The organism is Candidatus Kryptoniota bacterium, from assembly GCA_036567965.1.
Classification (GTDB): Bacteria; Bacteroidota; Ignavibacteria; order Kryptoniales; family JAKASW01; genus JAKASW01.
The window spans coordinates 114,585-126,461 of sequence record DATCTN010000007.1 but is presented as its reverse complement, the minus strand read 5'-3'; the positions used below and the strand labels follow the sequence as shown (position 1 = coordinate 126,461).

Here is an 11,877-nt window from a genome sequence, read left to right as displayed (position 1 = left end):
TGAGGGCTGGATGAAGCAAGTTCTGCAAAATCTAAGAACGGGCGACTTGAAAGTGGAAGACGTCCCTGCCCCGGCTTTTCGCGCCGGTGGTATACTCGTCAAGAATCATTTCTCGCTGGTTAGCGCGGGCACTGAAAAAACATCTGTCGAATCGGGAAGGAAAAGTTTACTCCAGAAGGCGAGGTCGCGGCCGGAAGACGTGAAGAGATTGCTGAATGAAATTCGCCAAACGGGTTTTCTCGCAGCGTATCGAAAAGTCATGAGCAAACTGAACTCCTACAAGTCGATGGGATATAGTTCGGCGGGCGTCGTAATCGCTGTCGACCCGCTCGTTTCAGATTTCACGGTTGGCGACCGAGTCGCCTGCGCCGGTGCCGGATACGCCAATCACGCCGATATTGTATTTGTCCCAAAGAATCTGGCCGTAAAAGTCCCCGATAGTGTAGGACTCGATGAAGCTGCGTACGCAACTATCGGCTCAATTGCGCTTCAAGGCATTCGCCAGGCGGAACCGTCGCTCGGTGAATCTTTTGTGGTGATAGGTCTGGGACTAGTCGGCTTGCTGGCCGTGCAGATCCTGAAGGCAAATGGCTGTTCGGTTTTCGGGATCGATATCGACCCGGAAAATGTGGAACTTGCGAAGAAACTTGGTGCCGACAACGGGGCAATTAGGACGGCAGACGTGAAGTCGATGATCGACTCATTCACAGCCGGTTACGGGGCGGATGGCGTAATCATAGCCGCGGCGACGAAGTCCAGCGATCCTCTCTCGCTTGCCGGAGAAATCGCCCGCGATCGTTCACGAATCGTCATGATAGGTGAGACAGGAATGAACGTACCGCGCGCGCCGTATTATTTGAAGGAGCTCGAGTTGAAACTCTCGCGTTCCTACGGACCCGGCAGGTATGATCCCAGTTTCGAGGAACAAGGCAACGATTATCCGATCGGCTATGTCAGGTGGACAGAAAATAGAAACATGCGGGAGTTTATAAAGCTCGTGGGCGAAAAGAAGGTCGACGTACGCGGGTTGACGACTCACAAATTTCATATTGAAGAAGGCGAGAAGGCCTATGCACTGATAAGCGGCAAGAGCGCCGAGAAATATATCGGCATACTGCTCCAGTACGATCAGGAAACAGGCAGGTCCTCGGCGAGCGGCCCAAAGGCGATAAGTTCATCGGGAGCTCGGCCGGAATCCGCACCATTCAGAGCCAAGCCGCTTAATGTCGGATTCATTGGTGCCGGAAGCTTCGCTCAATCCAACCTCCTCCCTGCGCTTGCCGAAATCAGTAATCTGTCGCTTCAAACTGTTTGTACATCATCCGGCGTGACCGCAAAGAGCGCTCAAAACCGGTTCGGGTTTTCAGGGATCACGACGAATGCAGATGATATTATTTCCGACACCAACATCGGCACTGTATTCATCGCGACCCGACACAACCTTCACGCTTCGCTTGCCCTGCGCTCACTGAAATCGGGCAAAAATGTTTTCGTGGAGAAACCGCTTGCTCTTAATGAAGATGAGCTGATTTCCATCGGAGAGTTTTATAGAGCGCACGACGAGAAAGATCTCCCGCTTCTCATGGTCGGGTTCAATCGGAGATTCGCGCCTCTGACCGCGGCAGTAAAAAGTCATTTCAAAGATGTCGGCGAACCCATCGTCGTCAACTGTAGAATAAACGCAGGGTTTGTGCCCAAAACCCACTGGACTCAAGATCCCGTGGAAGGTGGCGGCCGCATAGTCGGCGAAGTGTGCCATTTCGTCGATCTGATTCAATTCATAACTGACTCCAGGATCTCCAAGATCATGGCTGAATCTGTGGCATCGGGCAACAAGGGTATCGTGGACAACGACAACGCTTCGATTACGCTGCGCATGAAAAACGGCTCGCTCGGAATAATTACTTATCTTGCGAACGGCGACATGTCGCTTCCCAAAGAGCGCATCGAAGTAACTGCGGGTAAACGAGCCGCTGTGATCGACAATTTCCAGGTCGCGTACCTCTTCAGCAAAGGCTCGCGCAAGAAAATCGGAAATGGAAAAACGGATAAAGGAATCACGAGCGAAGTGAAAGCCTTCATGCGAGCTGTTCAATCTAGCGGGTTGCCATTGATAAGTTTCGACGATCTCATCAATTCTTCATTGACAACTTTCAGAATCCTGACGGCACTTTCGATAGGCATGCCGGTTGAACTGTAATTCTGCGATTCGCGTCACTAAATTGCGAGCAATCTGACAACACCCATTCAGACTGGAGCGTTCTATTGAAATCAACAAAGAGATGCATGATAATCGCGATTTCCTGTCTATCATTGGTTCCGTTGAACCTGCATGCGCAGGGTCTTTCAATTACGGCAGGTCTTGGCTTCGAGTATTTCGACGCACCGTCGCTATCTCAATACCTTAACTACGCTGCGCCGGGAAGCATTACTCCTGGAACGTACACCACCGCAGGGCAATTTGTCGGCGCCTGTGAGTATCCAATATCCGGCGACTGGTCGCTTGGTGTAGAACTCGGATACATTACTAAGAGCTCGAGTTCCTCGGGTCAGGCAGGACAACTGCAGATTGACTATTCATGTCTCATGCCTTCGATCACGCTTCGGAAAATTGTCACAGGCGAAAATTTCTACGTGAAATTTGGAGGAGGGATCGGATACCACTTCGGTTACCTCGGCGCGACAAATATCTACTCGAATGCGCCCACGAATTATTCCGCACGAGGAATAGGTTTGAAGTTCGATGCGCTCATCGATACGAAGCTTGGAGACAATCTTTACGCACGCGTCGACGGCGAAGCACGATCCGAATTCATTGGAAATCTGAAAGCAAGCGATGGAAGTGATCTCACTTTTCTCGATGCCACTTCTAATCCTCAACCCGTCAACATGCATCTATCGGGTATCGGACTCACATTCGGACTAGTGTATTACTTTTAATTGAACACGAATTTAGAGGAGACCTGGTGAATCACAACATCGCAAGTATAATACTTGGAATAATCGAAGGAGTCACGGAGTTCCTTCCAATCTCCAGCACGGGACACTTGCTGATAGCTGAAAAGCTGGGCTTAGGACATCGTTCGGACTTATTCAATGTCGTCATCCAGGCGGGAGCGATTCTCGCAGTAACGTTAATTTACTGGAAGCGGTTATGGTCGCTCGCCACGGGACTTTCTAAACCCGAGAATCGTGATTATGCGGCAAAACTCATCGGTGCATTCGTGATCACGGGAATTCTCGGACTCGTTGCCCTTAAAATGGGTTTCAAATTGCCGGAGACGATCACCCCGATTGCCTGGGCGCTCATTATCGGCGGCGTATGGATCATTGTTGCGGAGTGGCTTGCCGCAAAAAAAACAGATACTGTCCTGATAACTTGGAAAGTTGCTGTGGCAGTAGGCCTTGGACAAATAGTCGCCGCGATTTTCCCCGGTGCTTCGCGATCGGGGGTGACGATTTTCGCAGCTATGCTTCTGGGTACGAGCAATCGATCCGCGGCAACAGAATTCGCGTTTCTTGTAGGAATTCCTACCATGTATGCTGCCAGTGGCAAACTGCTCTGGGATGCATATAAGCACGGCGGAGGAGGGAGCTGGAGTGACATCGTAATCGCGTTTGTCGTCTCCACTATCACCGCTTTCCTCGTCGTGAAGTGGCTATTGCGATACATCCAGACCCACCGATTTACTGTTTTCGCAGTCTATAGAATTGCACTTGGACTTTTGCTCCTTATATTCTTGAACAGCTAGCGTTCTCGGGAGTTTTCATGAACGAGGACAGATCGAACGAAAATCTTGTGTTCATCCGATTTAGAATAAGAAAGGCACGAAGATGGAAAAGCAAAGTGACACAGCGACACGTCATCCCGGAAGTGCATGTCGACACAGTTTTCTAGGAGTCCGAAATGTCCTGCCATCGTCCTTGAGCGTCTTTGTAACTTTGTGCCTTCTAACTTTTCTCATATCAGGCTGCACATCGAAAGGAAAGAACGTGATACTCGAAACCAATTATGGAAACATCGAGATAGAGCTGTACGACGATGCGGCGCCCCTGCACAGTGCGAACTTCCGCAAGCTCGTGACTGAGGGCTTCTACGACAGCCTGCAGTTCCACCGTATCATTCCTAACTTCGTGATACAGGGAGGCGATCCGAATACCCGGTCAACAAACAGGAATTCATATGGAGAGGGTGGGCCAGGGTACGCAATTGCTGCTGAAATCGGGAAGCCTCATCTCCGCGGGTCGGTCGGAGCCGCACGCGAAGGGGACCAGGTGAATCCGCAGCGAAAGTCCAACGGCAGTCAATTCTACATTTGCCTTTCGAATCTGCCTCGTCTCGACGGAGCTTACACAGTGTTCGGCAAGGTCGTCAAGGGCATGGATGTAGCGGACAAAATCTCAAAGCTGGCACGCGATGAACGCGACGTTCCTCTTCAACCCGTATATATTTTAAAGGCGTACATGGAGAAATGAGCGACTTCCAGAAATTCTCTTCGGATGTAAAAAAGAAGAAATTCAAGCGGATCTATCTGATTTACGGAAATGAAGATTACTTCATTTCAAAAGCGACCGACCTCATCACCCAAGCGGCAGTGGATCCGGCCAATCGGTCATTCAATCTTGACGTGCTGGACGGCAGTGAATGCACTTCTGAAGACGTACTTTCTTCGGCGCTCAGCTTCCCTTTTGTCGGCGATAAGCGGCTTACCATCGTCAAGAAATTTGAGAGGATGGACAAGAGGCATCGAGTTGATGTCGCCGCCCATCTTGCTGACGTACCGGATTCCAGCATTCTTTGCCTTGTGGCGGGGGAAATAAAATCCTCCGAAGAGCCATACAAAACAATTTCACCCGTCGCGGAGACGCTGATCTTCAATCACCTCAAAGGTGCTGAGTTAACTGAGTTTCTCGTGGATTATGCCCGAAAACTCGATAAGGACATCGCTCCGGGCAATGCAGACTTCCTGATCGATCTAACGGGCGATTCACTCGGGGACTTGACGTCGGAACTCGAGAAACTGTCTCTCTATGTCGGAGACAGAAAGCAGATCGAGTTTGACGACATAAGCGCGGCAGTGGGCAAGTCGAGGACATTCAATATATTTGAACTCCAGCGCGCAATCGGTCAGCGCAACTCACCGCGGGCGTATGAAGTGGGAATCAAGATGCTCGAATCGGGCGAGAAATCTGTTTACATCGGCTTCATGCTAACCCGATACTTTCTGAACTTGATTCAAGTTAAACATTTCGCGGCGAAGGGACTCAACACAAACGAGATGTCGACGAGGATTTTCGGGAGATGGAATCCATTCCTCAACGAGTATGTTTCGGCAGCGAGAATGTACTCTATGCCGAGACTTAGGAAAGCAGTTGCGACACTCCTCGACGCCGACTCCAAGCTGAAGAGCGGCGGTTACTCGGACGCCGACGCGTTAGCAATCATTCTTTCTGAAATTCTTGACAGTAAAACTGCGGAAGCTATTTAGAGACCGGATCAGTCCGCGACACGACGGCAAGCGTCAGCCGGCTGATGCAGACTAGATTTCTCTCGTCATCCTCGATCGTAATTTCCCACACGTGAGTGGTCCTCCCGATGTGAAGCGGAACGGCGGTTCCGTAGACCTTCCCCCCGCTGACGGAACTCACATGATTTGCGTTGATTTCCAGCCCGACGCATGACTGCGCTTCCGATTCCAGAGCCAGCGTGCCTCCAATGCTCCCCAGAGTTTCTGCAAGCGCGGCAGAAGCGCCTCCGTGCAGGATCCCGAACGGCTGCCTCGTCCTCCTGTCCACGGGCATACTCCCCTTGACATAATCTTTTCCAATTTCTGTAATTTCAATTCCCAACGCCTCGGCCAGGGTGTCGCGCATGAATCGATTTGCTTCAGATGGAGTTGTCTTTCGTAGTTCGGTCATTAAAAAATTCCTGTCGACGTAACGATAGCGTATTGAGAATTAGAACTACTGTTCTTCAAATTGAAAGAGGAATTACGTAAGTCATCGTGTGCTCACAGTCGCCAGGATCTTCAGATATCGAAACAAATTCGTGCGCCGGGAATTCTCAAAATCGTTTTATCTTTCGATCCACGATTTCAGTTTCAACGAAAAGTCCGGAGCTGAAACCGTCCAGCCATTGTCGTAAACCGTGGCGTTCATGCTCGTCGTGGAGTCCAGCTTGGATGGGTTCACTACACTTTTGGTCACCATCCAGGTGCTGTCCGACGACAACGTATCGTTTCCGATTACGGCCATCAGGTTGCATCCGGCTGACCCATTTCTGTCGTAATTTGCCGATTGAATCACCAGGGTGTTCCGGCCGGCTTTCAAATATTTCGCGAGATCAAAGACCTGCACTCTTTGACGTTCGACATCGAGCGTGAGAGTGCGTCTCGCTTCCACTTTTCCGACGTACTGGTCGTTGACAAAAAGCTTACAGTACGTATCGCCGATGAGCTGGGCGACAACTCGTGCTGGTAGCGAATCGATCTCCACTGTTTTCCAGAATGTGCACGAGTCCACCTTGGAACTTTGTCTTGAATACGGCCGGCTGCCAGGATAATAAATAAACCCGCTCTTGAGTTTTTGATCGTATGACGAATTACCGGACGCCAGCTCGCGGGCACCTGAAGAAAGTGCGTTTTCCTCATCGTCAAATCTCATTTGAAGAAGCTGGAGCATGGGCAAACGATTTGTCCGGAGATAGATTTTCCTATACTCCTTGTCCATTCCATGCAGACTCTTCAGGAGGTCCTGCTCGATTGAGTTGATACTCGCCGCCTTTTCCTCAGTCGTCAGTAGGGTATCGGCGGAGATCTCTCTCATCTTGATGACGCCGATGTTTCTCCTCGCGTAAAACTCGTCCATCGTCGCGACCAGCTGATAAATATCCAGAATATCTGCGTTCGCTTTCACTTCTCCTTTCGCGCGCGAAATCAAAGAGAAGACTTCAGGCATATTTGATAGGATGCTTTCGGTCCGCAGAGCAGCTTGCCCGTTGCCCGCAGAAAGGAATGGTGCCCTCCAGAACTCATTCCAGTCGACAAGATTGTTATTCGAAGATAAGAGCTCATAAATAATTCTCGGCAAATCGGATCTTGTCCGGAAGTAATCTTCGAAGAACTCGTTTTCGAAGGTGTCAACTGACGCGCCTGCCGGATTCCAGGCACATTCCGAACTCCACGCATAACCAGGGTAGTTAAGTTCCCTCAGTTCAGCACCGCCGTTATCGTTCCAGGTCGACACGACCATCCCGAGAGCATTTTCCTGGTACGCCTCTCTCGCGAAGAACTGGATGTTCGCGTAACTCGCGGGAAAATTCGGAAAAGGACCGACAAAGTTCCAGACCGCGGGTGACGCGATAAATTCGAAGCCCGCCTTTTTGAATTTCTGTATGCTTGGATAATCAAACGAGGGTCCGTAGTGCCAATCGACAATCGTAATGTCTTTTGGAATGGAGTCGAGGATTTCCGGGTTGTTTAGAATTATATCACCGTACATCATGACTTTCTTGCCCAATGATTTCAGGATGTCGTAAATCTTTTTGTAATGCTGCGCGTGCGCATTGGCCAGTCCGAGCGAATCGACGAGCTTCCTGCTTGCACCGAGGCCCACGTCCCACGTCTCGTCCGCGGCCATATTGAAGTACTCGTTTGGAAACGCTGATGCAATTTCAGTCAGGAGACCTTTCATGAACATGTAAGTTGAATCGAAAGATACATTTATGCACGCCGATCCGGGAAACTCGGCGTATTTACTGAAATCGTCTTTGATCAGGACATCTTCAAGGTGACCTAATGTTTCGAATATCGGAATGAGCTGAACATGGTACATAGTCGCGTACCGGTTCAGGCCGGCGACTTCGCCCGCAGTCAATGGAGCGCGCCCCTCGCTAAAGGCCGGATAGGATTTGAAATCGAATTCATTTTCAATGTACGGCATATAGACATTCATCTTATGCAGAGCAAGGAACCTGATTATCTTCCTGAAGTTCGCCGTTGTAGAGATTTGTCCGCGGCTTATGTCGTCGCTTATCCCGCGCATCTTCATCGAAGGATAATCGGCGACGAAAGCGTCGGGCAGATAGTATTCGCCTTTTCGTTTCTCGAGCAATTGGAGAAGGGTCGTAACTCCATAAAAGATGCCTGTCCGCGTTTTGGCCGAGATTGTGACGGTACGATCTCCCGATTCGATCAGGTAGCCTTCCTCGGACGCGAAGACGGTGTCGGCAATCGCAACCGAGAAGCGGTTTGGTGCTTCCGTCTCACCGCCAAATAAGCGTCCGGAAATCAAGATGCCGTCCCTCACATTTTTTGATCCGCGTCGTGCGTCTTTACCGAAATACGAAACCAGTTCACTGACAGCGGCAGTGTCATTGGCTTCTCCGTGAAAATTCAGGACTGCAATCCGGAAGTTCACTCTCCCGTTGCGCTCACGGAAGAACTTCGGCGTCGGCAGGATGCCGGCATCAGATGGAATACTTGATAAAATCATCGGGAAGAATGCAAAGATGATTACGATTGATCGTCGAGTCAGAATTCGTTTGTTCATCTGTGTATCCCTGGCGGAATGGACGTCGGCATCACGCTTGAACTTCCTTGTTTCTTCCGTGGAGTTGACGACGCCCATGACGGGATGGATCACTTGAGGTCAAGTACATCCCTGGCAATTACAATTCTCTGAATCTCAGACGTCCCCTCATAAATTTCCGTAATCTTTGCATCTCGCAGATATCTTTCGACTGGAAAATCTTTCAGATAACCATATCCTCCGTGGATCTGGATGGCCTCAAGAGCGCTGTCGACCGCGACTTTAGAGGCGAACAGCTTTGCCATAGCAGCTTCCTTTGTGAAATGTTCGCCGCGGTCTTTCTTCAGCGCTGCATTCAGAGTCAGGAGGTGGGCAGCTTCGACATTCGTGTGCATGTCGGCAAGTTTGAACTGAATTGCCTGGAATTCGTGCAGAAACTTATTGAACGCTTTCCGTTCTTTAACATACTTAAGCGAAGCGTCGAGCGAAGCACGGGCGATCCCGACCGCCTGGGCGGAGATGCCGATCCTTCCTCCATCGAGCGTCATCATTGCGAACTTGAATCCAAATCCCTCATCACCGATGCGGTTCTCGGCGGGCACCCGGCAATCCTCAAACGTTATCTGGGCAGTATCGGAGCTTCTGATCCCGAGCTTGTGTTCTTTCTTGGACACGACCACTCCGGGAAATTTCTTTTCGACGATGAATGTGCTGACTCCCTTCGCACCTTTCATTTTGTCCGTCGTCGCCATGACGAGCAGCACGTCCGCATTTGCTCCGTTGGTTATAAAGTTCTTTGTCCCGTTGATGATATATCCGCCATCTCGGCTGACGGCAGTGGTGCGCTGATTGACGGCATCGCTTCCCGCCTCCGGTTCTGAAAGACAGAACGCTCCCAGCATTTTGCCCGACGCCAGCGGGGTAAGGTATTTTTGTTTTTGCTGTTCGGAGCCGAACTCCTCCATTCCCCAGCACACCAGCGAATTATTTACGCTCATGATAACGCCCGCGGACGCATCCACGCGGCTGATTTCCTCGAGCGCCAGGACGTAACTGACGGTATCCATGCCCGCTCCGCCATATTCGGCAGGAACCATCATACCCATGAAACCGAGTTCGCCCATCTTTTTGACCTGCTCGAAAGGAAAGAGCTCCTTTTCGTCACGCTCCATCGCTCCCTGTGCCAACTCCTTTTCAGCGAAGTCCCGCGCTGCTTCCTTTATCATCTGTTGTTCCTGAGTGAACTCGAAATCGATCATCAAATCTCTCCGCGGTTAAAAAGTTGGTTCAGGACAGAATCATCCCGGTTTGGATTCGTAGGTATAGAATCCACGTCCGGTCTTCCTGCCGAGGTAACCGGCCGATACCATTTTTCTTAAAAGCGGGCAGGGACGGTATTTCTGGTCGCCGGTCCCGTGAAAGAGGACATTCATAATGTCGAGGCACACGTCGAGCCCGATCAGATCCGCCAGTGCGAGAGGACCCATCGGATGATTCATCCCAAGTTTCATAACGGTGTCCACTGATTCGGCCGAGGCGACACCTTCCATGACACAGAAGATGGCTTCGTTGATCATGGGCATCAGGATCCTGTTCGATACGAAGCCGGGATAATCCTGAACTTCGACGGGAACTTTATCGAGTTTGTACGCCAGGTTGCGCACCGTCTCGTAGGTATCGACTGCCGTCGCGAGGCCGCGAACGATCTCGATCAGTTTCATCACCGGAACCGGATTGAAAAAGTGCATCCCGATTATTTTGTCCGGACGAAGAGTTGAAGCCGCGAGATCGGTGATGGAGATGGAGGAGGTATTACTCGCGAGGACCGCGTCCGGTTTGCAGATGTCGCTCAAAGTATGGAACAGGTCCTTCTTAATCTTAATATTCTCTGTAGCGGCTTCAATTACGAAATCGACATCACGAACGCCTGATTCGAGCGAGGTCAGAGGAGAGATTCTCCCCAGCGCCTCGTTCTTCTGGTCTTCCGAGATAATTCCTTTCCCTAATTGCCTGTCGAGGTTGTGGCGTATATAACTCATTCCCTTTTCAACCGCGTCTCTCCTGAGGTCGATCATGCAAACCGTGAATTTCGACAGCGCCATCACATGGGTGATTCCGTTTCCCATTGTACCGGCGCCAATAACGGCTACGCTGCTTATTTCCATTTTTTACCTTTCGATGATTAGACCGGCGGCCTCTCCTCCGCCTATGCAGATCGCGGCGAGCCCGCGATGGACATTTTTCCTCCGCATCGAGTGGACCAGTGTCGTGAGAATCCTCGTTCCGCTCGCTCCAATGGGATGACCAAGCGCGACCGCACCGCCGCACACATCCACCTTTTCAAGGTCCAGGTCGAGAAGCTGCTTCACTGCCAATGAAACCACTGAAAATGCTTCGTTGATCTCAAAAAGATCTATGTCATCCTTTTGAAATCCGGTCTTCTTGAAGAGTTTTTGGATTACAGTTGCGGGCGCAGTGGTGAACCATTCCGGCGCCTGTGCCGCCGACGCCTGAGAGACAATCTTTGCAAGAGGTGTTATCCCAATTGCTTTTGCCTTTTCTTCCGACATAAGTATTATGGCTGCCGCTCCGTCGTTTAGTTTGCTCGCGTTTGCAGCCGTGACAGTTCCGTTCTTTTCAAAAGCGGGCCTGAGCTGGCGAATCTTCTCGAACTTCACTTTCCCCGGTTCCTCGTCTCTCTCTACCAAGACGCTTGTACCGTCCTTCGACTCGATTGTAACGGGCACGATTTCGTCCTTGAAGAATCCTTTTTCAATCGCATCGAGAGCGCGCTTGTAGCTCGTAACGGCGAATTCATCCTGCGCTTCTCTTGGGATATGGCACTCGCGGGCGCAGAGTTCCGCAGCACTTCCCATGTGATAATCATTATAAACATCCCACAGTCCGTCCCTGATCATCGAGTCGATCAGTTTGCCGTCGCCCATGCGGTAACCGGTTCTTGCCTTGTCTAGCAGGTACGGCGCGTTCGACATGCTCTCCATTCCGCCAGCTGCGACGATTTCAGCTTCTCCAGCTGCAATCGTGAGAGCACCTAGCATGACGGACTTCAGCCCGGAGCCGCAGACTTTGTTCAAAGTGGTACATGGTGTGGTGTCTGGTAGTCCGCCGTAGATTGCAGCCTGTCTTGCAGGTGCCTGGCCGACACCGGCAGTGAGAACACAACCCATGAATACTTCGTCCACCTGATCCGCCGATATTCTTGCGCGTTTCACCGCTTCCTTGATCGCGATCGCCCCCAATCTTGGAGCGGCTAAAGTGCTTAACGTCCCCTGAAATGAGCCAATCGGGGTGCGACAGGCGCTTGCGATGACGACCTGCCTCATGCGA

General features: G+C 51.0%; 10 protein-coding genes. 5 read left to right on the top strand and 5 right to left on the bottom strand.

Annotated elements, in window-relative coordinates; translation table 11 throughout:
- Positions 1–10 precede the first annotated feature (10 nt).
- The 5 genes from VIS48_02200 to holA all read left to right on the top strand — a co-directional run bounded on the left by VIS48_02200 (position 11) and on the right by holA (position 5,489).
- Entirely contained in the window at positions 11–2,200 is a 2,190-nt protein-coding gene (locus VIS48_02200; protein HEY9164953.1) for a bi-domain-containing oxidoreductase, read from the top strand.
- A 65-nt stretch (positions 2,201–2,265) separates the two neighbouring features.
- The gene (locus tag VIS48_02195) at positions 2,266–2,940 is read left to right on the top strand and encodes a hypothetical protein (GenBank protein HEY9164952.1); all 675 of its coding nucleotides are present in this window, start codon (positions 2,266–2,268) and stop codon (positions 2,938–2,940) included.
- Between the two features lie 26 nt (positions 2,941–2,966).
- Positions 2,967–3,752, top strand: a complete 786-nt coding sequence (locus VIS48_02190; protein HEY9164951.1) for an undecaprenyl-diphosphate phosphatase — start codon at positions 2,967–2,969, stop codon at positions 3,750–3,752.
- A 241-nt stretch (positions 3,753–3,993) separates the two neighbouring features.
- Positions 3,994–4,476, top strand: coding sequence for a peptidylprolyl isomerase (locus VIS48_02185; protein ID HEY9164950.1), 483 nt, complete (start codon positions 3,994–3,996; stop codon positions 4,474–4,476).
- Positions 4,473–5,489: a DNA polymerase III subunit delta gene (gene holA, locus VIS48_02180; protein HEY9164949.1), complete on the top strand. Its 1,017-nt coding sequence runs from the start codon at positions 4,473–4,475 to the stop codon at positions 5,487–5,489. The genes VIS48_02185 and holA overlap by 4 nt, the downstream gene beginning before the upstream one ends.
- Here the strand turns inward: holA and VIS48_02175 are convergent.
- The 5 genes from VIS48_02175 to VIS48_02155 form a co-directional block, all read right to left on the bottom strand.
- On the bottom strand, positions 5,482–5,919 hold the full coding sequence (locus VIS48_02175; GenBank protein HEY9164948.1) for a hotdog fold thioesterase: 438 nt from the start codon (positions 5,917–5,919) through the stop codon (positions 5,482–5,484). The genes holA and VIS48_02175 overlap by 8 nt on opposite strands.
- Positions 5,920–6,075: 156 nt before the next feature.
- Complete coding sequence (locus VIS48_02170) at positions 6,076–8,550, bottom strand: family 20 glycosylhydrolase (protein ID HEY9164947.1); 2,475 nt, start codon at positions 8,548–8,550, stop codon at positions 6,076–6,078.
- Between the two features lie 89 nt (positions 8,551–8,639).
- Positions 8,640–9,785, bottom strand: a complete 1,146-nt coding sequence (locus VIS48_02165; protein ID HEY9164946.1) for an acyl-CoA dehydrogenase — start codon at positions 9,783–9,785, stop codon at positions 8,640–8,642.
- Positions 9,786–9,827: 42 nt separating this feature from the next.
- Positions 9,828–10,694 (bottom strand): 3-hydroxybutyryl-CoA dehydrogenase, encoded by an 867-nt coding sequence (locus tag VIS48_02160; GenBank protein HEY9164945.1) that lies wholly within the window; start codon positions 10,692–10,694, stop codon positions 9,828–9,830.
- A gap of 3 nt (positions 10,695–10,697) precedes the next feature.
- Positions 10,698–11,873, bottom strand: coding sequence for a thiolase family protein (locus VIS48_02155; GenBank protein ID HEY9164944.1), 1,176 nt, complete (start codon positions 11,871–11,873; stop codon positions 10,698–10,700).
- Positions 11,874–11,877: the final 4 nt, after the last annotated feature.

Bases quoted from the DNA above. Each gene is read 5' to 3' on its own strand.
- VIS48_02170 (HEY9164947.1), bottom strand. From the start codon at position 8,550: ATGAACAAACGAATTCTGACTCGACGATCAATCGTAATCATCTTTGCA.
- VIS48_02200 (HEY9164953.1), top strand. From the start codon at position 11: ATGAAGCAAGTTCTGCAAAATCTAAGAACGGGCGACTTGAAAGTGGAA.
- VIS48_02175 (HEY9164948.1), bottom strand. From the start codon at position 5,919: ATGACCGAACTACGAAAGACAACTCCATCTGAAGCAAATCGATTCATG.
- holA (HEY9164949.1), top strand. From the start codon at position 4,473: ATGAGCGACTTCCAGAAATTCTCTTCGGATGTAAAAAAGAAGAAATTC.
- VIS48_02160 (HEY9164945.1), bottom strand. From the start codon at position 10,694: ATGGAAATAAGCAGCGTAGCCGTTATTGGCGCCGGTACAATGGGAAAC.
- VIS48_02155 (HEY9164944.1), bottom strand. From the start codon at position 11,873: ATGAGGCAGGTCGTCATCGCAAGCGCCTGTCGCACCCCGATTGGCTCA.